Annotated in this window: 17 protein-coding genes; 8 read left to right on the plus strand and 9 right to left on the minus strand. The window is 71.3% G+C overall.

The features are described from left to right. Positions 1 to 5: 5 nt before the first annotated feature. Both NR112_RS16350 and NR112_RS16355 read left to right on the plus strand, forming a co-directional pair. A complete protein-coding gene (locus tag NR112_RS16350; RefSeq protein ID WP_256795370.1) occupies positions 6 to 1,451 on the plus strand; it encodes an ADP-ribosylglycohydrolase family protein in 1,446 nt (481 codons plus the stop codon). Between the two features lie 32 nt (positions 1,452 to 1,483). Beyond that, on the plus strand, positions 1,484 to 1,939 hold the full coding sequence (locus NR112_RS16355) for a hypothetical protein (protein WP_256795371.1): 456 nt from the start codon (positions 1,484 to 1,486) through the stop codon (positions 1,937 to 1,939). Between the two features lie 72 nt (positions 1,940 to 2,011). Here the strand turns inward: NR112_RS16355 and NR112_RS16360 are convergent, their stop codons facing one another. After that, positions 2,012 to 5,362, minus strand: coding sequence for a TM0106 family RecB-like putative nuclease (locus NR112_RS16360; RefSeq protein ID WP_256795372.1), 3,351 nt, complete (start codon positions 5,360 to 5,362; stop codon positions 2,012 to 2,014). Positions 5,363 to 5,605: 243 nt separating this feature from the next. On the opposite strand from NR112_RS16360, the gene NR112_RS16365 reads away from it, so the two are divergent. Then, positions 5,606 to 9,571 (plus strand): S8 family serine peptidase, encoded by a 3,966-nt coding sequence (locus NR112_RS16365; RefSeq protein ID WP_256795373.1) that lies wholly within the window; start codon positions 5,606 to 5,608, stop codon positions 9,569 to 9,571. 204 nt (positions 9,572 to 9,775) lie between these two features. Here NR112_RS16365 and NR112_RS16370 read toward each other — a convergent pair whose 3' ends face one another. The 3 genes from NR112_RS16370 to NR112_RS16380 all read right to left on the minus strand — a co-directional run bounded on the left by NR112_RS16370 (position 9,776) and on the right by NR112_RS16380 (position 14,596). After that, a complete protein-coding gene (locus NR112_RS16370; RefSeq protein ID WP_256795374.1) occupies positions 9,776 to 10,363 on the minus strand; it encodes a DoxX family protein in 588 nt (195 codons plus the stop codon). 164 nt (positions 10,364 to 10,527) lie between these two features. After that, positions 10,528 to 11,760 carry an McrC family protein gene (locus NR112_RS16375; RefSeq protein WP_256795375.1) on the minus strand — a complete coding sequence of 411 codons (1,233 nt, stop codon included), beginning with the start codon at positions 11,758 to 11,760 and terminating at the stop codon, positions 10,528 to 10,530. A 19-nt stretch (positions 11,761 to 11,779) separates the two neighbouring features. Next, a complete protein-coding gene (locus NR112_RS16380) occupies positions 11,780 to 14,596 on the minus strand; it encodes an McrB family protein (RefSeq protein ID WP_256795376.1) in 2,817 nt (938 codons plus the stop codon). 557 nt (positions 14,597 to 15,153) lie between these two features. On the opposite strand from NR112_RS16380, the gene NR112_RS16385 reads away from it, so the two are divergent. Continuing rightward, the gene (locus NR112_RS16385) at positions 15,154 to 15,576 is read left to right on the plus strand and encodes a DUF6318 family protein (RefSeq protein WP_256795377.1); all 423 of its coding nucleotides are present in this window, start codon (positions 15,154 to 15,156) and stop codon (positions 15,574 to 15,576) included. Between the two features lie 461 nt (positions 15,577 to 16,037). Beyond that, positions 16,038 to 16,490 carry a hypothetical protein gene (locus tag NR112_RS16390; protein WP_256795378.1) on the plus strand — a complete coding sequence of 151 codons (453 nt, stop codon included), beginning with the start codon at positions 16,038 to 16,040 and terminating at the stop codon, positions 16,488 to 16,490. A 97-nt stretch (positions 16,491 to 16,587) separates the two neighbouring features. On the opposite strand, the gene NR112_RS16395 is transcribed toward NR112_RS16390, so the two are convergent. From NR112_RS16395 to NR112_RS16405, 3 genes are all read right to left on the minus strand, one after another. Further along, the gene (locus NR112_RS16395; protein WP_256795379.1) at positions 16,588 to 17,463 is read right to left on the minus strand and encodes a hypothetical protein; all 876 of its coding nucleotides are present in this window, start codon (positions 17,461 to 17,463) and stop codon (positions 16,588 to 16,590) included. Further along, positions 17,460 to 17,699, minus strand: a complete 240-nt coding sequence (locus NR112_RS16400) for a hypothetical protein (RefSeq protein ID WP_256795380.1) — start codon at positions 17,697 to 17,699, stop codon at positions 17,460 to 17,462. The genes NR112_RS16395 and NR112_RS16400 overlap by 4 nt, the downstream gene beginning before the upstream one ends. A gap of 158 nt (positions 17,700 to 17,857) precedes the next feature. Beyond that, the gene (locus NR112_RS16405; protein ID WP_256795381.1) at positions 17,858 to 18,292 is read right to left on the minus strand and encodes a hypothetical protein; all 435 of its coding nucleotides are present in this window, start codon (positions 18,290 to 18,292) and stop codon (positions 17,858 to 17,860) included. Positions 18,293 to 18,448: 156 nt separating this feature from the next. Here NR112_RS16405 and NR112_RS16410 point away from each other — a divergent pair, with 156 nt between their 5' ends. Next, on the plus strand, positions 18,449 to 19,879 hold the full coding sequence (locus NR112_RS16410) for an amidase (RefSeq protein ID WP_256795382.1): 1,431 nt from the start codon (positions 18,449 to 18,451) through the stop codon (positions 19,877 to 19,879). 103 nt (positions 19,880 to 19,982) lie between these two features. Then, complete coding sequence (locus tag NR112_RS16415) at positions 19,983 to 22,361, plus strand: Tex family protein (RefSeq protein ID WP_256795383.1); 2,379 nt, start codon at positions 19,983 to 19,985, stop codon at positions 22,359 to 22,361. An 18-nt stretch (positions 22,362 to 22,379) separates the two neighbouring features. On the opposite strand, the gene NR112_RS16420 is transcribed toward NR112_RS16415, so the two are convergent. Next, the gene (locus NR112_RS16420) at positions 22,380 to 22,760 is read right to left on the minus strand and encodes a VOC family protein (RefSeq protein ID WP_256795384.1); all 381 of its coding nucleotides are present in this window, start codon (positions 22,758 to 22,760) and stop codon (positions 22,380 to 22,382) included. Positions 22,761 to 22,900: 140 nt separating this feature from the next. On the opposite strand from NR112_RS16420, the gene NR112_RS16425 reads away from it, so the two are divergent. Further along, on the plus strand, positions 22,901 to 23,335 hold the full coding sequence (locus tag NR112_RS16425; RefSeq protein ID WP_256795385.1) for an SRPBCC domain-containing protein: 435 nt from the start codon (positions 22,901 to 22,903) through the stop codon (positions 23,333 to 23,335). 59 nt (positions 23,336 to 23,394) lie between these two features. Here the strand turns inward: NR112_RS16425 and NR112_RS16430 are convergent, their stop codons facing one another. Next, positions 23,395 to 24,318 carry a universal stress protein gene (locus NR112_RS16430; protein WP_256795386.1) on the minus strand — a complete coding sequence of 308 codons (924 nt, stop codon included), beginning with the start codon at positions 24,316 to 24,318 and terminating at the stop codon, positions 23,395 to 23,397. Positions 24,319 to 24,399: the final 81 nt, after the last annotated feature.

Consider the following 24,399-nt stretch of genomic DNA (forward strand, 5'->3'; position numbering starts at 1 on the left):
CCGTCGTGTTGATCCGCCCCATCGCCGTCGACCGCGCGGCGGGGGTGCTGCTCGGCGAGGCTTGCGGCGACGCCCTCGGCGTGCCCTACGAGATGGCGGCGCCCCCGGTCGGCGAGGCCGTCATGAAGGGCGGTGGCCTCGGGCCGTACGAGCCGGGTGAATGGAGCGATGACACCCAGATGACGCTCTGCGTCGCGCGCATCGCTGCCCAGGGCATCGACCTCGCCTCGCCCGAGGGCCTCGACGGCGTGGCCGACGCGTTCACGGCCTGGCTCGACGGCGGCGCCACGGACGTCGGCATCCAGACGCACTCGGTGCTCACCGAGGCGAAGGAGCTGACCGGACGCTCCCACGAACGCCTGACCCGGGCGAGCGAGGCGCTGCACGCCCGCACCGGGCTGACTGCCGGCAACGGCGCGTTGATGCGGACACCCATCGTCGGCCTGTCGGCGCTCGACGACCGAGACGCGACGGCCCGCGCGGCGCGCGCCATCGCCCTGCTCACCCACGCCGACCCGCTCGCCGGCGACTCGGCGGTGCTGTGGTCGGAGGCCATCCGCGTCGCCGTCACCGAGGGGCGTCTCGACCTCGCGGCCGGTCTCGACCTCGTGAGCGCCGCGCACGTCGGGCGCTGGGGTGACTGGATCGAGGCGGCGACCGGCGCCGAGCCGGGGCAGTTCGGCAACAACGGCTTCACGGTGACGGCGCTACAGGACGCCTGGGCCGCCATCACGACGACCGACCGAGGCGACGGCTCGGCGATGCATCTCCAGCGGGGACTGCAGGCTGCCGTCCGGGCGGGCCACGACACCGACACGGTGGCCGCCATCGCGGGCTCGCTGCTCGGCGCCCGCTACGGCGCGTCCGCGGTGCCGACCCAGTGGCGTCGCATGGTGCACGGGTGGCCGGGGCTCCGCGCCCACGACCTCGTCGAGCTCGCCGTGTCGACCTCGGCAGGCGGACGGCGCGTCGGCGAGTGGCCGTCGGTCGTCACGATGGGCGATGCGCGGATCCCGACGTTGGGCATCCCTCACCCCATCGACCCCGACATCGTGCTGGGCACCATCAGCGACCTCGGACGCGTGCCCGAGCTCGACGTGCAGGCGATCGTCTCCCTCTGCGCCCTCGGCCTGGAGGACATCCCCGCCGGCGGCATGACGGCCCGCGACCACATCGAGTTCTGGATCAACGACGAGGAGCAGGAGGAGAGCAACCCCCACCTCGACTTCGTCCTCGACGACGCCTCGTCAGCGCTGCGACAGTTCCGTGCCGAGGGCAAGCGGGTGCTCGTCCACTGCCGACAGGGGGTTCAGCGCACCCCGGCGGTCGCACTGCGGTATGCCGTCGACCTCGGTGTCGCTCCCGAGCTCGCCGAGCGGTCGATCCGGGACGCCCTCCCGGGCATCCGCGGGGAGGGACGGCTCTGGGACGTCGCCGCCCACGGGGCCTGAACCCGGACCGGGCCGCGGTCTACAGTGCCGCCATGAGCGAGCTCGACCACCGCCGCCTCGGCGTGGACCTCTACAACGCGACATGGGAGCTGCTCGAGCAGACCGAGCGGTCGCCGGAGGACGACGACGAGATGCTGGCCCGCGCGCATGCGTCGATGTACCACTGGGGGAGGTTCGAGGGGGTGCAGCCGGAGAACATGGGCCGGGGTCACTGGCTCGTCTCCCGCGTGCATGCCGTGCTCGGGCAACCCGATGCCGCTGCGTACCATGCACGGCGGTACGTCACGATCGCGCGCGCCGGTGCCGGCGAGGGCTGGGACCTCGCGGCCGCCCTCGAGGCATCCGCGCGGGCTGCGGCGGTCGGCGGCGACTTCGACGCCGCCGAGCGCTTCGAGGCCGAGGCCCGCGAGGTGCTCGCCACGATGGACGACCCGGAGGACCGCGCGGTCGTCGAGAAGGACCTCGCCTCGCTCCCTCGCCGCGTCTGACGCCCGAGGCGCGGGGTCGCTGCGATCGACGCAGGCCCCGCACCGGTCGCCACAGGGCCGCGGGCTCACGGCTCAGACGCTCTTGGCCTCGTCGACGTAGCGGCACAGCGCGTTGACGGCGCGCAGCTCCTCCGGCGTGTGGACCTCGGCGTCGGTGAGCAGGGGGCTCCCCACGATGACCGCCATCGCCTTGGCGCGGGAGATGGCGACGTTGAGCCGGTGCAGGTCGTAGAGGAACGACACGCCACGCGGCGCGAGAGCCGCCGTGGTGCTCGCCATCGAGTAGATGACGACCGCGCCCTGCTGGCCCTGGAACTTGTCGACCGTGCCGACCCGGGCGCCGTCGGGCAGCTCGGCCGCGAGGGTCGCGACGTGCGCGTTGTAGGGCGCGACGACGAGGACGTCGGCGAGACCGATCGGACGTGAGTCGCCGTCTGCGGTGGTCCAGCTTCCGCGCAGCAGGTCGTCGACGAGGGCACGGACGACCCGCGCCTCCTGGAGGCTCGACTGTTCGCACAGCGTGTCGTGCTCGACGGGGACCCAGCGCAGCCCGTCGCCCGACAGGGCGCCGGGCGCCTCGACGCGGAGCTGATCGCGACCGGGCGCCGACTCGAGCCGGCCTTCGTAGGCGAGCTGCGAGACGAATGCCGTCAGGCTCGGGTGCATCCGGTGCGTACGGTCGAGGAAGACACCGCGCTCGGCCGGGATGACGTCGTGGACGAGCCCGTCGTCACCGGCGCGGAGGTGGTCGAGCGCCGAGACACCGGAGCCGTAGGGGTGGACCGCCTTGGTGGGCTGGGTCAGCTGTTGCGGGTCACCGAGCAGGACGAGCGAGCGCGCGGCCGGGGCGACGGCCACGGCGTTGGCCAGCGAGAACTGACCGGCCTCGTCGATGACGAGCACGTCGACGGCATCGACCATGTCGTCGCGCGACCAGAGCCAGGCGGTGCCCCCGACGAGGGTCGCCTCCCCGCTGACGAGCGCGGCCGCGATGGCGGCGTTGTCGGACGTGTGGCGGATGAGGGTGTTCGGGTCGTCCGGCTCGTCGCCCTCCTCGACGTTGGTGCCGTCCTTGTGCCAGGCGGGACGGGCCACCTCGTCGAGGAGGTTGAGCACGACGGCATGGGACTGCGCGGTGACGCCGACGCGCAGGCCGGCGTCGAGCAGCTCGCGGATCAGCGCCGACCCGGCATACGTCTTGCCGGTGCCGGGGGGCCCCTGGACGGCCAGTACCTCGCCGCGCAGGCTGCGACCGACGCGGACGACGACGTCTTTCGGCGACTCTCCGGCACGGGGCGCGAGCAGGTCGGTGGCCGGGACGACCCGCTCGACGAGCCGCGTCGCGAGGTTGGACCCCCCGGCCAGCGCAATCTCGCCGGTGCGGGCGATGCTGGCCCGGAGCGCCTGGTCCATGACCGGCCCGGGTCCGCCGAGGCCGCGCGGACGCGGCGGCTCCAGCGACTTCTTCATCGACAGCTCGACCCAGCCCTCGATCGGGTCGAGGTCGACGACCTTGCCGACGGGTGCGTGGGTGTCGACATCGGGGACGTACTTGCCGACCGACACCTTGCAGTCCTGAGGCGGGAAGGGGTAGCGCCAGACCTTGGAGAGCTTGACGATCCGCATCTCCTCGGGCTCGCCGAGATCGCCGATCGCGGTGCCGTCCTCGACGAGCTCGGCCGTCTCGAGCTCCTTGTAGCGGAAGAAGTCCCACCACTCCGGGCGCTTCTCGCGCCGGTGCCACCCGGCGAGGCCTGCGAGGAGCAGGTGACCGTCGGCGACCAGCCGCTCGGAGAGCGCGATCTCAGCACGCTCCTCGTCGCTGATCTCGCGCAGCTGCTCGGGAACGGGTCGGCTCAGCGTGTGCCCCGCTCGGGCGAGCTCGGCGCGTCGCTCCTCGAGCCACTCGTGCAGCGCGAGCGTCGAGCGGACGTCCTCCTCGTTGTAGCGCCGGATGTCGTCGAGGATCGCCTGGTCGGCCGACCCGTCGTCGCGACCGGCGAGCCAGCGTTCGTACTCGACGACCGACGAGAGACCGTCGGCGACACCGGCGCCGTCGGCGGATCGCGTGTGGCCCCAGTAGAACTCCTCGAGCTTCTTGATGGAGTAGGAGCCCTTGCTGATGCGCACGCCCTGGCGCACGACGGCGTAGAGGTCGACGAAGACCTCGTGGCGCAGCAGCTGGTCGAGCTCGGCCTCGCGCGTCGCGTGCTGGCCGACGAGCCTCTTGAGAGCGGTCGTCTCGTAGGGGGCGTAGTGGTAGACGTGGAGGCCCGGGAAGCGCCGCCACCGCTCCGTGAGCCAGTCGACGAGATCGGTCGTCAGGCGCCCTTCCTCGGCGAGGTCGTGGGCCCAGAACTCGACGAACTCCCCCTGCCGTGTCCAGATGCCCGCGAGGTACTCGCGCCCCCCACCGCCCTCGGCCCACGGGTCCCCCTCGAAGTCGAGGTAGACGTCGCCCTCGTCGGGCTCGGGCAGCATCTGCAGACCCCGGGCCGGCTCGGGGTCGAGCAGCTCGTACTGCGCCTGGCCCGTCTCGCGCTCGGCGAGCTGGAGGCGGGCCTGCTGCAGCAACCGACGCCGGCTGGCGATGGACAGGGCCGGGGCCAGCCGCTCCTCGCTGGACTCGGCCAGCGAACGAAGGGTCGGGATGCCGAGGTCGATGAGCGCGGCGCGGTGGTCGGCGCGCATGCCCGCGACCTGGATGAGGTCGTCGCGGTCGAGCCACTCCTGGGCACACCGCTCCTTCCAGCGGCACTGACCGCAGTGCTGGACGCGCGCGGACTCCGTCTGTCGCGGGTTGGCGATGGCGTCGAGCAGCTCGGCACGGCGTCGGCGGGCGTAGGGGGCCACGTCGACGAGCCGCCACGGGTGCGACTCGGTGTCGCCGGTGACGACGGTCAGCCACTGGGGCGGGACGCCCTGGAGCAGCTCGAGCCGGGCGGCATACGTCGCCATCTGGAGCAGCGCGGGGACCTTGAGCCGCCGCGCCAGCTTGGTGTCGGCGATGTCGTAGCGCCACGGGCCGAGGTCGCTCGGCTCGTCGACGCGCAGGAGGAAGTCCGCCAGCCCCACCCAGTGCCCGTCGAAGAACGTCGCCTGGTAGATGACGTCGACGCCCCGGCGCATGGCCTCGAGCGTCGCCGCCTCGGCCTCGACACCCCGGACCCCCAGGGCCGCGATGTCCTCGACGACGTGTCCCTCGGCGACGAGACGCTCGAGGTAGGCGCGCTCGTGCTCGAGCCCCTTGGCGAAGACGAGGTTGAGCGAGTCGTCGGCGCCGCTCGCCGCGCCGCCGGTCCCGGCGCTCGTCCCGTGGCCGGCGTCGAGGGCCTCGAGGTCGAGCGTCGTGATGTGCGCACAGGCCACGTGCTTCGTCAGGTCCGTGGGACTCAGGACGAGGTGACCGTCGATGCGCTGCATGGCGCCGAGTATGCCGTCCGGCACCGACACCCTCGACACCCCGCGAATCAGTTTGCCCGGAATGCGCACCAGCGGCTCGAACGGGGATAGGTTGCATCCGGCGTGGCAGGCAAGTTCGGGGGCGAGCGTCCCTGCGCCCGCGGTGCGCAGGTGCATCGCGGGCGAATGGAGCCACGCAAGGAGGATCAGTTGTCCGACAACACTCGGGGACCATGGCGCTCGCGCCGTGGCGTGATGAGCTCGGTGAGCGCAGGAGCCATCGCGGCCCTGGCCGCCACCACCCTCGGGGCCACGCCGGTGTCGGCGAGCCCTGACCCGTCCGTCAAGCACCGCAGCAACGCCTCGGTGCCCGACGGCCTCACGAGCGCCGGCTCCCTCGGCCTCGGCACCCAGCGCGTGGCCGCTGGCGACAAGGTGGACGCCGGCCTGCGCAAGGCCACCGGCCCCGTCGACGTCATGATCGAGCTCGACGCCGCGCCCGCGACGACGGCGTTCGGCCAGGCTCGCGGACGCGGCCTCGCTGCCGCCAAGAGCGCGGCACGCACCCAGACCTCGACGGTCAAGGCAGCCCAGAAGGGCGTCGAGTCCCGTTTCGCGGCCACGGCGACGAAGGCACGGACGCTCTACAAGGTGCACGCGGCCTACGCCGGAATCGCGGTTCGTACCGACGCGACGAAGCTCACGGCCCTCGCCGGGCTCCCCGGTGTCAAGGCGATCCACCGGCTGACGCCCAAGGCGCCGACCAACTCCTCGTCCGTGCCGCTCATCGGCGCGCCGAAGGTGTGGCAGGCGATGTCGCAGACGGGCAAGGGCGTCCGCGTCGGCATCATCGACACCGGCATCGACTACACCCACGCCGACTTCGGCGGCCCCGGCACGGTCGACGCGTTCACGGCTGCCGGCGCCTCCAACACCTTCACGCCGACCGCCAAGGTGGTCGGTGGCTACGACTTCGCGGGCGACGCCTACAACGCCGACCCGGCCTCGGACACCTACGACCCGAACCCGCAGCCCGACCCCAACCCGCTCGACTGCAACGGCCACGGCTCGCACGTCGCCGGCACGACCGCCGGGTTCGGCGTCGCGTCCGACGGCACGACGTGGACGGGTGGCTACAGCTCGAACATCGACCCGTCCAGCCTCGACATCGGCCCCGGTGTCGCCCCCGAGGCGAGCCTCTACGCCCTCAAGGTCTTCGGCTGCGACGGCTCGACCAACGTCGTCGGGGAGGCCCTCGACTGGGCGGCCGACCCCAACGGTGACGGTGACCTGTCCGACCGCCTCGACGTCGTCAACATGTCGCTCGGCAGCTCCTACGGCTCGCCCGAGGACCCCGACGCCGTGGCCGCGAACAACCTCGCCGCGCTCGGCACCGTCGTCGTCGCCTCGATGGGCAACTCCGGCGACGTCTACGAGGTCGGCGGCTCCCCGGGCGACGCGCCCCGCGTGCTCGCGGTCGCCGCGTCCGACGACGGCAACGACGTCGTCGACGGCCTCAAGGTCGACTCCCCCGCCGGCATCGAGCCGGCCGACACCGTCGACGGCACACAGGACAACGTCTTCGCGGCCCTCAAGTCCGTCGCCTACGACTGGACCTCCAAGCCCGGCGTCACGAATGTCCCCGTCGTCACCGTCGGCGACTGGTCCCAGGACCCCGACGCCGCCAACAACACCGACGGCTGCTCGCCCTACTCCGTGTCCGACCAGGCCAAGGTGACCGGCAAGGTCGTCATGCAGATGTGGCTCGACGGCACGGGCCGCCGCTGCGGCTCGGCCGCACGCGCCCAGCGCGCGCAGGACGCGGGCGCCGTCGGCGTCATCTACGGCAGCGACGTCAACGCGTTCTCGGCCGGTGTCACCGGCGACGCCGACATCCCCGCGATGCTCACCGTCAACCAGGCGACGGTCGCCATCAAGGCGCAGCTCGACGCCTCACACGAGGTCCGCGTCACGATGACGAACGACCTCCGCAACGGCGTCTCCATCCGCAACCCCAAGGCGATCGACCAGCTCGCCGGCTTCTCGTCGCGAGGCGTCGGGGTGGCCGGTGGCGTCAAGCCCGACGTCGCGGCTCCCGGTGTCACGACCTTCTCCGCGGCCGTCGGCACGGGCAACGAGGGCGTCGCCGAGAGCGGCACCTCGATGGCCTCACCGCACGTGGCGGGTGAGGCCGCGCTCGTGCGCGGCTCGCACCCGACGTGGACGGTCGAGGAGGTCAAGGCCTCGATCATGAACACCGCGACCCAGGACGTCTTCGTCGGTCCGAACCACACGGGCGACGTCTACGGTCCCGAGCGCGTGGGTGCCGGTCGCGTCGTCGCCGATGCCGCCGTCGGCACGAGCACCCTCGCGTACGTCACCGACGACAAGGGCGCCGTCAGCGTCTCGTTCGGTCCTGTCGCCGTCACGGCGCCGACGCAGACCCTGACGAAGACCGTGCGCATCGTCAACAAGCGCCCGGTCACGTCGGCGGCCTACGTGCTGTCCTACGACGCGGCGCACCCGACGCCGGGTGTGACGTACTCGTTCAGCCCGTCCCAGGTCCGCGTGCCGGCCAACGGCTCCGTCGACGTCTTGGTCACGGCGACCTTCACGCGTTCGGCGCTGCGCGCCGTCACCGACCCGACGACGGTCGCCGACCCGCTCGAGATCGGCATCCAGCGCAGCTACCGCGCCGACGCCAGCGGCCGCATGCTCCTCGAGCCGGTCCAGGGGACGTCCGGCGGCACGCTGCGTGTGCCGGTCTGGTCCGCTCCGCGCGCGGCGTCGACGATGTCGTCGCCGTCGAGCACGACGGTGACCAGGCAGTCCGGCCTCCCGGCCGGCATCGCCACCTCGATGCTCCCGCTCACGGGCACCGGCATCGACCAGGGCAGTGGCACCACGTCGTACGTCTCCACGGTCTCGACGTTCGAGCTGCAGGGCACGAGCCCGCGCCGCGCGGACTGCTCGTCGACCCGCGTCGTCGACTGCAACGCGACCGCCGACGACCGGGGGGCCGACCTGCGCTACGTCGGCGCGGCCTCCGATGCCCCGATCGTGCCGAGCCTCGACCAGGCGATGCTGACGTTCGGGATGAACACCCACGGCCCGTGGCGCACGCCGGCCACGTCCACGGAGTTCGACGTCTTCCTCGACACGAACGCCGACGGCACGGCTGACGCGGTGGTCTTCAACGCGCGGATCTCGACGACCGACGACTTCGACTACTTCGTGGCCGATCTCGTCGACCTGCGGGCGGGCGCCGGCTTCGGTCACACGCTCGACCAGCAGCTCGTCAACGGTGTCGACGGGTCGTTCGACACGAACGTCTTCAACAGCGACTCGCTCGTCATGCCGATCTCGGTCGGGGTCCTCAAGGACGCCGGGCTCGTGACGGGTGCCGCGCCGAAGGTCCGTTACTGGGTCAGCTCGTACGCCCAGGGCGCCTCCGTCGACGCCGTCGGCTCTGCCGCGAAGCCGATGACGATCAGCCTCGCGTCCCCCGGCCTGTCGGCGTACGGCGACTTCGGGACCCTCCTCAACAGCGACCTCCCGGGCGAGAAGCTCGAGGTCCGTCGCGACGAGGCCACGGCTGCGGTCGACAAGCCGCAGGGTCTGCTCCTGCTGCACCACCTCAACACCAACGGCTCGCGGGCCAAGGTCGTCACGGTGCGCACGAGCTCGACCACGAAGCTGACGGCCAGCCCGTCGAGCTTCACCCAGGGCGGCAAGACGGTGCTCACGGCGACGGTGTCCCCGTCGAGCGGCACCGGCACCGTGAGGTTCGACTGGAACGGCAAGGCGCTCCGGACGGTTGCGGTCTCTGGCGGCAAGGCGGTCCTGCCGGTCACCGGCCTGCCGCGAGGCACGCAGACGTTCGTCGCGCACTACTCAGGTGACGCCACGACCCTCGCCAGCACGTCGGCGGCGGTCAAGGTGACCGTCAAGGGCGTGGCGTCGGCGACGGCGCTCGCGTCGAGCAGCACGAGCTACCGCTACGGCGGCCGCCCGACGCTGACCGCGACCCTCTCACCGTCGACCGCCACGGGCACCGTCACCTTCCGTGACGGCACCCGGGTCCTGGGCACGTCGACCGTCTCGAAGGGCAAGGCGTCGCTCAAGGCGCCGGTGCTCTCGCGCGGCACGCACTGGGTGACGGCCACCTACAACGGGTCCGGACGCTACTACCCGTCCGCCTCGTCGAAGGTGACGCTCCGCGTGGGCTGAGCGGTCACCTCGCACCATCCCGACGACGTATGCCGTCCGGCCACCTCGGCCGGGCGGCATACGTCTGTGCCCGGCGGCAGGAGGTTGCTCGCGCGCGCTCGCTGCGCGCAGCAGGAAGGCGGCCCTCCGAGGAGGACCGCCTCGCTGCTCGGGCCCGAAGGTCCGTGCTGGTGGCCGCATCAGGGACGCGGCCACCGACCCGACTCACCGCAGGAGGCCGTTACCGACGTGGCGGCCCCACCACTTGCCAAGGCCCCAGGTGTCCCCGGCGAGCGTCGTGGCGAGAACCGCGACGCCCAGTGCCTCGATCCAGTGGCTGTCGATGAGCGGGTTGGTGTAGACGCCGGTGGTGCCGAGGGGGAACTCGGCGAGGTACATCAGCGCCAGGAGGAGTGCAGCGGTCCAGGCGGCGATCTTGAGGCCGGCGCCGGCGAGGAGGGCGATACCGATGCCGAGGAGGCCGGCCATGAACAGCCAGTCGGCCCACGGGCCGGCGATGTTGTTGAAGAAGGAGGCGAACGGGCCCTCGGCGTGCTTCATGAAGCCCTGGGCGGGCGTGCCGCCGTGGATCCACGCCTTGGCCGACGGGGTCATGTAGCCGAGCCCGAACAGCTTGTCGAGGAAGGGCCAGAGGAAGGTGAAGCCGAGCACGATGCGCAGACCAGCGAGGAACTTGCGGGCCACGGCCGAGCGGACCACCTCCTCCTGGAAGGTGACGACGCCCTGGGTGGGGTCGTGCGTGGTGACCGGCGCACTACCTTCGGTGTGCGTGTCGCGCGGGATGGTGCCCATGGAACTCAACTCCAGAACTCGGTGTGTGTTCCGGCAGCTTCTCTGTCGGTACTACACAGCGTAGTAGTAGTTGGGTCACAAGGATCCCTCATCCTGGTGTGATCTGGCGGACACCGTTCTGCTGCCGTAGGTTTCCGCGTCCCGAGGCGGCAGAGCGCGCCGCGTCAGCGGCGCGAGCGGATGAGGGTCGGGACCTCGAGCTCTCCTGGGGCGTCGGCGAGCTCGCGCACCAGCTCGGCGAGCGCGTCGAGCGAACGGCACACGGCGGCATACGACCCGTCGAGACGGATCGGACGGCAGAGGATCCGGGTGCCCGCGTTGCGGATGACGATCTCCGACTCCGGCGCGCGGTCGCTGTTGCAGTGGATGAGCAGGCCGGTCGGCAGACCCATCGCCGTGGTGTAGGCGACGAGCTCGAGGTAGTCCCGCGAGGCCATGTAGCCGTCGGCACCCATCGAGTACTTCGCGTCGCCGACGAGGACGACCTCGCTGCCGCGGCGCACGACGAGGTCGGGGGCCATCGTGACGGCCCGGCCCTCGTCGAGCCAGACGTCCTCGTCGCGCTCGATGCGCATCTCCGGGGCGAGGCGCAGGTCCAGCTCCTGGGCGATCCAGCGTTGGAAGAGGTCGTCCATGTCGACCATGAGGCTGTTGGCCTGCTGGTCACCGGCTTCGTGGCTCAACGACATCGCTTGCAGGACAAGGCGACTGAGCCGCATCGCGTCCTCGTAGTGCTCGTTGAGGCGTGTGATCGGCAGCGGTGCCGCGTGCTTCGTCGCCGGGGTGTCGGCCACGCCGTCGAATCGGCCGAGCACGCGCAGGGCCTCTCGGCGGACGTGCGGCGCGAGCTGGGGCCACGACAGCATCGCCTGAAGCGTGCAGCGGAAGAGCTGGTTCTCGACGATGTCGGCCGTGAAGTCGTCGAAGCGGCACTGCGGCTCGGCGGCGCTCCACGGACGGCGCGCGAACTCCTCGACGAGCAGTCGGCCCCGGATGGTGCGCATCCGCTCCTCGCGCGGGACGTAGCCGTGCACGAGACCACGCATCGTCGATGAGTCGATGAGCCGGATCGCGAAGTAGGCGACGCCGTCGATGAGCTCGTCGGTGTCGCTCCACGTCACGTGCTCGTGGTCGAACGCGTCGGGCGAGACGCCCGCGCCGAGCATCGCGAAGAAGTTCGTGACCGAGACCTTCGGCGTGACGCGCACGACGAGGCCGGGCACGGCGAGCGCGCCCACCCAGCTCGTCGCACCGATCGTGACGACGTCGGGGTCGGCGGTCGCGTGGATGACGAGCCGCTCCCCCGCTGCCGCGACGAGAGCCGCTCGGGTCTCGCGGGACAGGCGGACCGGAGCCGAGCGTCCGTGCTCGGGGATCGGGGCCAGCTCGATGGTCATCGGCGCGTCGACTCCACGGTCACGGCCTCGTCAGGTCGAACTGGCCGTAGCGGGCTCGGACGTTCTCCCAGCGGAACTGGGCCAGCTCGTGCTCGCGCCCGTAGAGCTGGTCCTCGATGAACGGGTAGACGTTGTAGTCCCAGATGCGGCGCAGGGTCGCCTCGTCGCCGTCGAGCCCGGGGCGCATGAAGTAGCTGTGGCCGATCTGCAGGTGCGGGCCGCGCAGGGCCCGGCGCAGGTCCTCGTTGACGCGGTCGACGAGCTCGGCCACCCACACCGGCCCGTCGTGGACCTCGAGCCACCGGCGCAGCAGGCCCTCCATCGGCCCGTCGTGCGGCATGAACGGCACGAAGTCGAAGCGCCGGCGCAGGGCCGCGTCGACGAGCGCGATGGACCGGTCGGCGGTGTTCATGGTGCCGATGAAGTAGAGGTTGGGCGGCAGCTCGAAGCCCTCGTCGGGGCGGTAGCTCGTCTTGACCGAGTGCGAGCGGTACTCGAGCAGGAAGAGCAGCTCGCCGAAGACGCGCGGGAGGTTCGCGCGGTTGATCTCGTCGATGATCATGATGTGCGGCGTCAGCGGGTCGGCCTCGGCCGCCTCGGCGAGGAGGGCGAGCGGACCCTTGCGCAGCTCGTAGACCATCTGGCCCTGGTGGTCGATCTGCGGCCGGAAGCCCTCGAAGAAGTCCTCGTAGCTGCTGCTCGGGTGGAACTGGACGATGTCGCGCTTGGCCGGGTCGGGCTGCAGGGCCTGCGCGAACCGCTGGGCGAGGTAGGTCTTGCCTGTGCCGGGAGGCCCGTAGAAGATGACCTGCTTCTTCTCCTCGAGCAGGCCCTGGATCTCGCGGAGGAAGTCCTCCTCGATGAGCAGCTCCGCGGCGGCCTCGCCGAGGGCGTCGTGGTCGGGCATGAGCGCCTTGTCGGAGCGGCGCATGAGCCAGTAGGCGAGCTGCGCCTGACCCCAGGGGTCGTCCGGCAGCAGCGCGTCGAGCGTCTGCTTGAGCAGGGCGTTGGTCTCGACGTGCGTGCGGCCGCGGGACTTGCCCTCGGTCCAGCGCGCCGGTCCGCCGAGGCGGCCGAGCATCGCGATCTTGCCGGAGTCCCCGCCCAGGGCGAAGAGCGGGAGCCAGTGCTCGGGGTGGGCGATGGCGAAGAGCTTGAGCACGACGCTCTCGCCGAAGCCCTGCACCGGGACGTCGTCGGAGCCGAGGACGCGGTTGATCCGCTCCTCGTCACGCCCCTCGCCCCAGAGCAGGTCGCGCACCATGACACGCAGCTCGTCGATACCGGCGGCGTCCAGGGCGTTGATGCTGCTGATGAGGACGGACTGCGCGCCGATGTCGCCGTAGCCGCGCGTCGACACGATCCGCTTGAAGGTCGGCAGATCGAAGGCCTCGAGACCCTCACGCGACAGGCAGGCGGCGAAGACGCGGCGCTGCTCCTGGTGCCAGGCGTCGCGCTCGCTCGGGTAGGGCCGCTCGGACTTGAAGATCTCGACCTCGCTGTCGAGGTCGACGATGGAGGCGAGCTCGAGGCTGGGGTCGTCGAGGGGGCCGCGCTGGCTGGACGTCATGAAGCGCAGCAGCGGCGTCAGCGCCCGTGCGGTCGCGATGACGTCGTCGGCGAAGTCGGCGCGTCCGACCGCCTCGTCGCCCTTCCACCAACGGCCGACGAAGGCCTCGCCGCCGGGGTACTCGCGCCCGACGGGCTCGAGCCGGTCGGTGCGGCCGTCCTCGTGGACGCGCAGGAAGCTGAGGCCGCGCGGGAGGTGCTCCTGGACGATGGTGCCGACCTCGCGGTGCTGCTGGTCGCTCTCGCCCTCCCAGCCGCCGTGCAGTCCGAACGCGACGCCCGACGGGGTGACCCAGAGGCGGAAGCCGGGGGCGCCGGCGCCTCCGACGAGGATCCACGCGGCATACAGGTCGGAGCGGTAGGCGGCGTCCTCGCCCGTGTGCTGCTGCAACGCGAGGGTCGGGGCCTCGAGGTAGAGGCCCGTCTCGGCGGAGAGGCGGTCGATGAGGCTGTCGCTGATGTGGTCGGCCTCGCCGCGCAGCTGGCGCGCGAGATCGGCCGCACGCTCCTCTCGGCGGCTGTCGCCGTAGCCGGTGGACGGGCGGAAGTCCGCCGCGATCTCGGCCGCCTCAACACAGACGTCGAGCACCTTGGGCGCTATCCCGACGAACGCCTCGGTCTCCTTGAGGTACCAGAGGATGCGGGCGGCGTACTTCGGGTCCTCGGGCCGCAGGGCTGCGCAGAGGTCGGCGAAGGCGACGTAGCGCTCCGCGTGGCTCAGGCCGCGCTCGAGCCAGCCGAGCCGCTGGAGCATGTGCGGGGCGTTCTCCCACATGAGCGGCCACTCGCCGCCGTCGTCGGTGGACCAGAACAGCGAGAGCACGTATGCCGTGTGGCCCGGTCCGGGGGCGCGCTGTCCGCGCGAGCCACCGCGGGCGAGGAAGGCCTCCATGGCCTGGAGCTTGTCGCCGGCGTCCTGCGGGGAGGCCGGGGTCTGGAGGGTGAGCTTGAGCAGGCCGACGACCTCGGCGTACTCCTCCTCGGAGCGGCGCATGAGCGAGGCGAGCCACGGGCCGCCGATGGGGCCGAAGCCGACGTAGGGACCGTCCTTGCGGGTCCACTGGTTCATCGCCTCCTTGAAGGCGACGAGGTCGCTGGAGGCCACGAGGTCGGCGAGGATCTCGCGCAGCTCGCCGTTGCGGGCAGCCCGTTCGGAGTCGAGCTCGGCGAAGAGGGCCTGGGCGTCCTTGTCCGCCTCGGCAGCGCGCTCGATGAGGCCGTACTTGGCGCGCCAACGCTTGACGTCGACGGTGTCGGTGCGAGACATGGGGCTCCCTTGCACGCCCACTTCCAGGGCGCATAGCTACTGCGCACGTGGAGGTGCGCGCAGGACCGCGAAAAGGTTACCTGCCGGTCGCCCATGCTCCGAACTCGTGGGTGTGTCGCCGGTGAGACCCAAGTAATCGCAGCGTCGAGCGGCCCCTGACGGCAGCGAATCGCCACCATTGTCACCCGAGCACCCCGGCGCTGCGCACCCGGGGTGCCTGTGGATGACGGACGGGCCTCGGCGTGCGGGTGCGGGACGATCGTCGTAGGTTGCCGTCGTGGAACACCGGGTGCACAACGCACCTCAGACGACGCAACCGCACGATGATCGACGATCGACAGGGGACGCCGATGACCGCCGCCGCACGCCCGCACCGACACCGCCCGCTCCTTGCGTATGCCGTCGTCCCCGTCGCGCTCGCTGTCCTGGGTGCGTGCACGGGCAGCGACCCTGGTCCTGCGGTGACGACTCCCTCGTCGAGTTCGGCCGTCACCAGCTCCCCCACCCCCACGGCCACCACCACGTCCGCCTCGAGCCCCACGGCGACGGTCGACCCCGTGATCGCCAAGATCCCCGCCGCCGCCCGCGCGAATGACAAATCGGGCGGAGTGGCCTTCAGTCGCTTCTACTTCGGCACCCTCAACAGTGCTTTCAAAACGGGCGACAGTGAACTGCTTGCCGCGCTTGCCTCACCACGCTGTCCGACTTGCATGGCGTTCGTAGACGGGGTCGAGCAACTGAACGAACAGGAACGAAGGTACGGCGGGGACCTGGTGAGTGTGACGAGCGCAAGCGCGCTCAACTTCAGCACCAACAACAAGCAGGTGTTGTTGGAAATTGATCAGAAGTCCGTGCCTGTGTTGAACGAGGTGAACGACCATGTCGGCACGACACCCGCAGGAAAAGCCTCCTTCATCGCCACGCTCGGATTTAAAGCGGGACGGTGGAGCATCGAGCGGCTGCAAAAGGTCGCATCGTGATGGGTACCAAGGCCGCGGCCACCCTTGGCGTGAGCCTAGCGATGTTCACGGCCTTAACCGCAGATGCCACGGACGCGAAACCCGGCGGACCGTGTGGCCTAGTGGTTCAGTGCGACATAGACAACACCTCCGCAAATGCAGAGCTCATGCCGCGATCCGAGGTTCTCGCACTCGAGAAGTTTCCGGGAGATCAAGGCGGACAGGTCGTAAAGGACCGCCCCGCGAACGCGCCTGTGTATGACTACATGTCGTTGAACGACTGCGCGCCAGCGCGGCCCGGAACGTCCACCGAGCAGGTCACGTGCAGCCACGCGCTCCGTGACTGCCCGCCAGACGAACTCGGTCCGCTTCTGCGCATCTGGCGCCGCACGTTGCAGGGCGCCAAAGTTATAGAGCCATGGGCCACCCGGGGTCTCACGTGCGCCTCCGATGTAGCGCCAGGATCCAGGCCGACGTTGACGATGGCGGACGTCAAGGCGGCGTTCATGCGGACGCCGTGGTCGAAGCCGCAGATCTCCAGCCAGCCGGCTGGCAACACGACGCTCGTCAACCTCCGCACCTTCTACAAGGTCAACTGGACGATGCAGGGCTTTCAGCCCGGGGAGGTCGACCGGTCCGTCCTGCGCGGCATCCCGGTCCAGATCCGTCCGAAGCTGGTCGGTTTCACCTACGTGTTCGGCGACGGCTCGAGCACAGGCCCCACCACGTCGACCGGGGGCGTCTACCCGGACGGGGACGTCACGCACCTCTACCGCGCCACGGGCGAGTACCCGGTTCGCGTCGACACCACGTTCGGTGCCGACTTCAGCCTCGATGGTTCGATGTGGGACGAGATCCCTTCGACCGTCACCGTGCCCGGCCCCTCCACGACGGTGACGGTCCGTGAGGCGAAGGGTGTGCTCGTCAACCACTGACGTGAGGCCGGAGATCACGCCCCGACGGTGTGTGCAGCGAGCGTTGCCAGGGCGCCGTTCAGTGCACACAGGGTCCTGGGACGAGGGTGGGCCCGGGTCAGGGCTTCTCCTCCGGAGGGACGGAGTCATCGGGCTCGTCGAAGGTGAGCTCGCCCTGTGTCGGCCGTTCCCCGGGTCCACCGACCCCGGCCACGTCGCCCGTCGGAGTGGCGTCGGCGACATGCGCGACGTTGACGGCCGGCTCCTCCGACACGTCCGCGTCGAGGTCGTCCTCCGGGCTCGGCTCGACGTCCGGCACCTCGGCCGCCCACGACGCCGCGTCGTCGGCCTCGACCGCCTCGTCGAGTGCTGCCACCACGACCGGCTCACCGACGCCGGCCACGTCGCCGTTCGGGGTCGCGTCGACGACCGGCGCGACGTCTGCGACCCCATCGCGGTGCGGGGTCGCGTCGACACCAGGCGCGGAGTCGTCCAGCTCCGTCGAAGACTCGGTCAGCAGCGCGTCCTCGTCCTCGGCATCTCGGTCCCACGACTCCGCCGCACCCCGAGGCACGGAGAGCGGCGTTTGGGCCCCACCGAATCCGGTCCCGTCCGCGTCCTCCGCCTCGTCGACGTCCGCCCTGGCGGCCGCGTCGACGTCGTCCGCCTCGTCCTGCGAACCAGCATCCGGAGCGGCTTCAGCCGTCTCGGCGCCCAGGGCCCCTGCACCCGCCGCGGCGGCGAGATCGGCGCCTCCGGCAATGCCCACGGCACCCGCCACCGGCTCGCCCGCCGAGACCACGGGCGTGAGCTCGGGCCCCGTGGGGTCGGCGTCAGCCTCCACGCCGGAGCCGGCCTGCTCGCTCGCCGCAGCGGCAGGCGATGCACCCGCGCGCGCGCCTGCCTGGACCGTCCGGCTCGCGCGCCTGACGGTGAGGAACCACGTGATCGCCGCGCCGAGGACGAACGCCAGCACGAGGAGCAGCCACGTCATCGCGTGACCTCCGAACCGCTCGCCGCGCCGAGATCGGCGAACGCCTCGTCCTCGGAGCGCGCCGGCACGAGCCGTCCGGCCACCGCGATGGCGACGAGCGAGCCAACGACGAAACCGACGATGCTCCACAGGAAGCCGCTCCAGAAGCCGCTGTCGCTACGACCGAGGAAGCCGAGCAGCACCGTCACGACGACGAGAGCCGTCCACCAGGTGCCACCGACACCGGTGCGGTACAAACGGGTTACGGTGTTCCCACTGCTGTGGGCCTGCTGGGCCATCGGTCCTCCACGGGTCGGGCGTCGCGCGGTCGCGACGACGCTACCTCGCCGGCGCCCGAGGACGCAGGGAACGCCTCGGCGTCCTTCACCACTCCGTGGCTGCCCGACGGTCCGTCTCAGGCCGCGGCGCAGCCACCCTCCGCCGGCAGCACCGCGACGGCGTCCGGAGCAGCGATCGCGACGGCGTGCAGGGTGAACCCAGCCGTCCGGCAGGCACCTTCGAAAGCCGCACGCAGGTCGAGATCGCGAGGGGTGGGTGCCGCCCGGCCGGGCCGGGCGATCACCATGACGACGTCGTGCACCTCGTGCCGCGCCATCTCGGAGAGCAGCATCCCGACGCCCTCGAGGACCTGGCCTACATCGACGCGCCGTGGCTCGTCGGGCAGGCAGATCGGCTGGAGCAGGCGGCCGTTGTCGTGCATGAGCAACAGGTAGGTCGCTCCATCGGATCTCGTCTGCTCGGTGACGATGAGGTCGACCACCCCCTCGAAGACGTCGGGGTCGGTGATCGGTCGCTGGGCCCAGTCTCGAGGAAGCTCGTCGAAGCGCATGACAAGAGCATGGCGGCCACCGGTGACAGTCGGCCGGCGTTGTCCACACGCCCGGACGACGCCTCGCCGCGAGAGGTAGCGTTCTGACACCAGGTCCGATGCCACGATCTCCTCGCCAGCAGGCGGCGCGAGGTCGACCGCCGCGGAAGGACGCCCATGCCGCACACGTCTGGTCGACCGGCCAGCCTCACCGCCACCGAGCTCGTCGCTGCGTACGCCTCGGGAGACCTCTCGCCCGTCGACGTGCTGCACGATGTCGCCGACGTCATCGAGACCCGTGAGCCTCTGCTCAACGCGTTCTGGCGGCTCGACCTCGAGGGGGCCGAGGCCGCCGCCCGCGACAGCGAGGCCCGTTGGCGCAGGAGTGAACCCGCGGGGCCGATCGACGGCGTCCCGGTGACGGTCAAGGAGAACCTCGGTCGCGCCGGCATCCCGATGCCCTTCGGCAACGCCGGCGTCGAGCCCCTCGTCCCGACACGGGACAGCCCGGTCGTCGAGCGGATCGAGGAGTCCGGCGGCGTCGTGCTCGGTTCCACGGTGATGCCCGACTGGGGCATGCTCAGCTCGGGCGTCTCGAGCCTGCACGGCATCACCCGTTCGCCGTGGGACCCCTCCCTGACGACGGGGGGCTCGTCCTCGGGCGCCGGTGCCGCCGCCGCCGGCGGCTACGGGCCGCTGCACGTCGGTACCGACATCGGCGGCTCGATCCGCCTGCCGGGCACCTGGCTCGGCCTGACGACCCTCAAGCCGAGCGCCGGACGCGTCCCGCTCGACGCCCCGTACCTCGGTCGAGTGGCCGGCCCGCTCGTCCGGTCGGCCGCAGACGCGGCGCTGCTGCTCTCGGTGATCAGCCGCCCCGACCCCCGCGACTGGACGAGCCTGCCGCCGGCCGACCTCGCCGCCGTGCTGCCCCACGACCCTCTCGACGTCTCCCGTCTGCGCATCGGCGTGCTGCTCGATGCCGGGTGCGGGCTGCCGGTGGACCCTGTCGTGGCGCACGCGGTCGAGGCTGCTGCCGCTCTCTTCGCCCACTCCGGGGCGGAGGTGGTGCCCGTGGCCCCGTTCATGACGCCGATGATGCTGCGGGACCTCGACGAGTTCTGGCGGATGCGTTCGCTCACCGACTTCCAGGCCCTGACGCCGGAGGCCCGCGATCGAGTGCTCCCGTTCATCCGGCGGTGGGTGCTCGCCGTACGCGATGTGGACGGCCCGTCCGTCATGCGCGACTACGCGAGCATCATGTCCCTCCAGCAGGCCACGATCGCCGCCACCGAGCCTTTCGACCTCGTGCTCTCCCCCGTCGCGCCGATGACAGCATTTCCTGCCGCGTGGCCGATGCCGTGGGGCGACGACGACGAAGGCATGGCCCACATCGGCTTCACCGCGCCCTACAACACGTCCGGTCAGCCCGCGGCATCGGTGAACTGCGGGTTCACCCCCGACGGGCGCACCATCGGGCTGCAGGTGTCCGGCCGACGCTTCGACGACCTCGGGGTGCTCCGCGCCGTCGACTGGTACGAGCGCCACCGGGACAGCTCGGCAACGCCTCGCTGGCCCATCCCGGAGCGAGGGACGAGGGGCGCCTGACACCCCACAACCCGGAACGAGCAGGGCCGCCCGAGGGGCGACCGCGCTCGCACGGCAGAATGCGTGATCTCGGTGTTCGTCGACGTCAAGGAGTTCAGCCCCCGTGAACGTGCAGGTGAAGGTGCCGTCCATCGAACGTCGCATCGCAGAGGAGCTCGGCGTCCGCGATGGACAGGTGACCGCGGCCGTGGGCCTGCTCGACGGCGGCTCGACCGTCCCCTTCGTGGCGCGCTACCGCAAGGAGGTGACGGGCGGCCTCGACGACACCCAGCTGCGCACGCTCGAGGAGCGTCTCGGCTACCTCCGCGAGCTCGAGGAGCGCCGCGCTGCCGTGCTCGCCTCCGTCGAGGAGCAGGGCAAGCTCGACGAGACCCTGCGCGCGCAGATCCTCGCCGCGGAGACCAAGGCGCGCCTCGAGGACATCTATCTCCCGTTCAAGCCGAAGCGCCGCACCAAGGCGCAGATCGCCCGCGAGGCAGGACTCGAGCCCCTCGCCGAGCTGCTGCTCGGCGACCCCGGCACCGATCCCGCCACCGCTGCAACGCGTTTCGTCGACGCCGAGCGTGAGGTCGCCGACGCCGCGGCCGCCCTCGACGGCGCCCGCGCCATCCTCGTCGAGCGCTTCGCCGAGGATGCAGACCTGATCGGTGACCTGCGCGAGCGCGTCTGGAAGCAGGGCCACCTCGGCTCGCGCGTACGCTCCGGCAAGGAGGAGGAGGGCGCGAAGTTCTCCGACTACTTCGACTTCACCGAGCCCCTCGCCAAGCTCCCCTCGCACCGCATCCTCGCCCTCTTCCGCGGCGAGAAGGAGGACGTTCTCTCGCTCGAGATCAACCCCGAGGACCCAGCGGCCGAGCAGCAGCCCGGCCCGACGGCATACGAACGCGCCATTGCTCGGCGGTTCGGCATCGAGAACACCGGGCGCCCCGCCGACCAGTGGCTCGCCGACACCGTCCGTTGGGCCTGGCGCACGAAGATCCTCGTCCACCTCGGCATCGACGCCCGGATGCAGCTGCGCCGGGCCGCCGAGGAGGAGGCCGTACGCGTGTTCGCGGCCAACCTGCGCGACCTGCTGCTCGCCGCTCCCGCCGGAGCGCGCGCGACCATGGGCCTCGACCCGGGCTTCCGCACGGGCGTCAAGGTCGCCGTCGTCGACGGCACCGGCCGGGTCGTCGCGACTGAGGTCATCTACCCGCACGTCCCACAGCACCAGTGGGACCGCTCGCTCGCGACCCTCGCACGGCTCGCCGAGGAGCACTCGGTCGACCTCATCGCCATCGGCAACGGCACCGCGTCGCGCGAGACCGACCGCCTCGCCGGCGACCTCATCAAGGCACACCCCGAGCTGAAGCTGACGTCGGCCGTCGTCTCCGAGGCCGGCGCCTCGGTCTACTCCGCGTCGGCGTTCGCGTCGCAGGAGCTGCCCGGCATGGACGTCTCGCTGCGCGGCGCCGTCTCGATCGCCCGCCGCCTGCAGGACCCGCTCGCCGAGCTCGTCAAGATCGACCCGAAGTCGATCGGCGTCGGTCAGTACCAGCACGACATCAGCCAGACGGCACTCTCGCGCTCGCTCGACGCGGTCGTCGAGGACTGCGTCAACGCCGTCGGCGTCGACGTCAACACGGCGTCGGCTCCCCTGCTCACCCGCGTCTCGGGCATCACCCCCGGTCTCGCCGAGAGCATCGTCGCGCACCGCGACGCGACTGGCCCGTTCCGCACGCGCAAGGCCCTCAAGGACGTGCCGCGCCTCGGGCCGAAGGCGTTCGAGCAGGCGGCCGGCTTCCTCCGGATCCCAGGAGGGGACGACCCGCTGGATGCGTCGGCCGTTCACCCCGAGGCCTATCCCGTCGTCCGGCGCATGCTCGAGTCGACCGGGCAGAAGCTGACCTCCCTCATCGGCAACACCGTTGCGCTGCAGTCGATCCGGCCCGCCGACTACGTCGACGACAGCTTCGGCCTGCCGACCGTCACCGACATCATCAGCGAGCTCGACAAGCCCGGGCGCGACCCGCGACCGACCTTCAAGACGGCGACCTTCAAGGACGGCGTCGAGGAGATCAAGCACCTCAAGCCGGGGATGACGCTCGAGGGCGTCGTGACGAACGTCGCGGCGTTCGGTGCGTTCATCGACATCGGCGTCCACCAGGACGGCCTGGCCCACGTCTCGGCGCTCTCCAGGAGCTTCGTGCGCGACCCGCACGACGTCGTGAAGTCCGGCGACGTCGTCATGGTCAAGGTCCTCGAGGTCGACGTGCCCCGCAAGCGGATCTCGCTGACCCTGCGCCTCGACGACGAGGTGACCCCCGGCGCCCCGAAGGAGCGAACGGGTCAGGGGCAGGGAGGCCAGCAGCGCGGTGGTCAGGGCCGCGGCGGCCAGGGCCGTGGTCAGAGCCAGATGGGCCACGGCAACCGCCCCCGGAAAGAGGCTCCTGCCGACAGCGCCATGGCCGACGCCCTGCGCCGCGCCGGTTTCACCGGCTGATCGCGCGGTGACGGCGCCTCAGGCGTCGGGCGCGGCTCCGTGGAAGACCGCCTCGACGTTGTTGCCGTCGGGGTCGCGCACGAACGCGCCGTAGTAGCCGGGGTGGTACTCCGGCCACAGGCGCGGCTCGTGCAGCGACTCGGCGCCGAGCTCGAGCGCCGTGGCGTGGAAGGCGCGCACCGCGTCGACGCCGTCCGCCTGGAACGCGCAGTGCATCTCGCGGTTGGGCTCGGTCCCCTGCCATCGGCTGATCCAGAAGTCGGGGTGCCCCACGGTGCCGTAGCCGATGGCCACGCCGACGTCCATCTGTCGGCTGTAGCCGAGGACGCCGAGCACCGCGTCGTAGAAGCGGGCGCTGGCCTCGAGGTCGGAGCAGTTGATGCCGAAGTGGTCGATCATGCACCGAGGCTAGGACGGATGCTCGTCGAGCGGCGCCGAAGAGCCGGCCCGACCCATTGTCTTCCGGGCCAGTCTTTGGTCGACTGTCTGTGGTGGGTCCGGCCCATCAGGAGGCCGGTCCGAACGATCCGGAGGTGCCCATGAGCAGTTCAACGCAGTCGATCCCCGAGAACGCAGAGGATGCCGAGCTCGAAGGATCTCCCGCGGGCGTGCACTCGAGCCTCACCGTCGGCGCGCCCGTCGACCGGGTGTGGCAGCACCTCATCAGCGCCCGCGGCACCGAGGCGCTTTTCGGCCCCGGCGTCACGCTCGGCAACAAGGGCGAGTCGTGGCACAGCTCCGAGGGCCCGCACGGCGTCGTGCGCAGCTACCACCCGATGGAGCAGGTACGCGTGTCGTGGCACCCCCATGCGGATGGCCCCCTCAGCATCGTCGACCTCCAGCTGAAGCCGGACGGTGACGGCACGCGCGTCGACCTCTACCACGAGGGCCAGGGCATCGCCGATGACGGCGCCGGCGACAAGTCCCGCTGGGACCACGCCCTCGACCGCTTCGCGCAGGCCCTCGACGCCTGAGCCCAACACCCGGCCCGGAGAGCCCCGGGACCTCACGCGGACGACGCCGTCTCGGCCGTTCAGCGGACGACCATGACGGGGCAGGCCGCGTCGTGGATGGCGCGGTGGCTGACCGACCCGAGCAGCATGCCCGCGAACCCGCCGTGGCCCCGCGAGCCGACGACGATCATCCCTGCCGTCGCGCCCAGGTCGGCGAGCGACTGGCCCGGGTCTCCGTAGAGCACCTCCGTCGTGACGATGACCTTCGGGTGCCGCGCCCGCACACGCTCGGCCGCCCGCAGCACCGACTGCTCGGCGTTGTCGCGGATGGCGTGCGTCTCCTCCGTCCCGCCCTTGGCGGTCTCGACGTACGTCCACGCCTCCATCGACAGCGAGTGCGCGACGCGCACGATGTGGAGCACGGCACCCTCGCGCTCGGCGACCTCGACGGCCGTCTCGACGGCCCGCATCGCGGCGTCCGAGTCGTCGATGCCGACGACGACGTCGTGCCCGCGCCCGGGACGGGGTGGCATCGGCACGTCGTCGGAGGTCTTGCCCTCCGGCCCGCGCACGACGACGACGGGGCAGTGTGCGTGCGCCGCGACGGCATACGAGGTCGAGCCGAGCAGCCCGGCCAGGATGCGTCCGCGCCCACGGCTGCCGACGACGACGAGGTCGGCGTCCTTCGACATGTCCACGAGCTGCGCCGCGGGGCTGCCGAGCCAGTACTGCGTCGTCACCTGGGAGGCGTCGAGCGTGGCGCCGGCGCGGACCGCACCTTCGTCGACGATCGCCTTGGCGGCGTGCTCGAGCGAGGGCTCGATCTCGGAGAGGTCCATCGCCGGGAACGCGGGGGTGGCGGCCAGGTTGACGCTGTGCACCAGGGTCAGGTGCTTGCCCTGCTGGCGAGCCGTCTCCGCGGCCCACTCGAGCGCGAGCTGTGATGATGCCGAACCGTCGTAGGCGACGACGATCCCGTTCGCCGTCCGCACCTGGCCGTTCATGATGCTCCCCTTCTCTCGTTCGCCTGGCCGGGCGTCTGCTCCGTCCACCTCCATCGTCCCGCCGGCCCCGGGCTGCGCTGC

Source organism: Terrabacter sp. Ter38 (assembly GCF_024519435.1).
Taxonomy (GTDB): Bacteria; Actinomycetota; Actinomycetes; order Actinomycetales; family Dermatophilaceae; genus Terrabacter.